The following is a 1,231-nucleotide window of genomic DNA, read 5'->3' on the forward strand; positions in this document are numbered from 1 at the left end:
GAGGTGGTGAGCAGCGGCGTGGTCAGTGCATAGAGCTGCGCGTCCTCCGTGCGGCGGCCGAGATCGATGCCGTTGATGATGTTGCCCCACTGGTCGGAGCCGCCCATCTGCAGGCGGCAGCCGAGACGCTTGTAGAGCTCGACGAAATCATAGGCCTGCAGGATCATGTAGTTGAATTCGAGGAACGACAGCGACTGCTCGCGATCGAGCCGCAGCTTGACGGAATCGAAGGCCAGCATGCGGTTGACCGAAAAGTGACGACCGACATCGCGCAGGAAATTGACGTAGTTGATCTCCATCAGCCAATCGGCGTTGTTGACCATGATGGCGTCGTTGGGACCGCTGCCGAATTTGAGGTAGGGCATGAAGTTGCGGCGGATACCGGCAAGATTGTCTTCGATGTCCTGCGGGGTCAAAAGCTTGCGCGCCTCATCCTTGAACGACGGGTCGCCGATCATCGAGGTGCCGCCGCCCATCAGCGCGATCGGCCGGTGACCGGTCTGCTGCAGCCAGTGCAGCATCATGATCTGGATCAGCGAGCCGGCGTGCAGGCTCTTGGCGGTCGCGTCGAAGCCGATATAGGCTGTCACCGTCTCCTTGGCGAAGATATTGTCGAGACCGGCATCATCCGAAGTCTGGTGGATGAAACCGCGCTCGCTCATCGTGCGCAGGAAATCCGATTTGAAGGCAGGCATTTTTTCTATTCCCGAAAGCGTCCGGCCGCTGTGGCTCAGGCGTGCATGAACGCGGGCGTTTAGCATCCAAGCGCGATCAGCAAAAGTGGTTTCCGGTTTTGCGACTGATCGCGCCAGACAAAGGTCCAGCGATCAGCAAAAGTGGTTTCCGGTTTGCAGCCCGCGCGGATGGCGTTGCGAATCCTTGCTTCGTCGTTTGGGCTGGCGTATTGAGGCGCCGCGCAGGGCAGGGCCTGAGGCGCCGCGACGGGGCCATCCCGCAGATCAGATCCGGAAAGCTCCGCGATGAACAGGAACTATCTCTTTCTCTTTCTGTTCAGCGTGCTGATGACGTTCAGTGGACTGGCGAGCCTTCCACCCATCGACCGCGACGAATCCCGTTTTGTCCAGGCTACCAAGCAGATGGTCGAAACCTCCGACTATGTCGACATCCGTTTTCAGGATGCCTCGCGCTACAAGAAGCCGATCGGCATCTACTGGCTGCAATCGGCGGCCGTGGCGCTGAGCGGCGAGGGGGCGGCGGCGCCGATCTGGGT

At 60.1% G+C, this 1,231-nt stretch carries 1 protein-coding gene and 1 pseudogene; one reads left to right on the forward strand and one right to left on the reverse strand.

Annotated features, from left to right (window positions below; translation table 11 throughout):
* On the reverse strand, nucleotides 1-695 hold a 695-nt coding region (gene tyrS, locus EN879_RS36395; protein WP_127274740.1), incomplete at its 3' end, for a tyrosine--tRNA ligase.
* 285 nt (nucleotides 696-980) lie between these two features.
* Here tyrS and EN879_RS36400 point away from each other — a divergent pair.
* A pseudogene (locus EN879_RS36400) lies at nucleotides 981-1,231 on the forward strand (glycosyltransferase family 39 protein); the annotation flags it as partial.

The organism is Mesorhizobium sp. M7A.F.Ca.AU.002.02.1.1 (assembly GCF_003998535.1).
Taxonomy (GTDB): domain Bacteria; phylum Pseudomonadota; class Alphaproteobacteria; order Rhizobiales; family Rhizobiaceae; genus Mesorhizobium; species Mesorhizobium ciceri.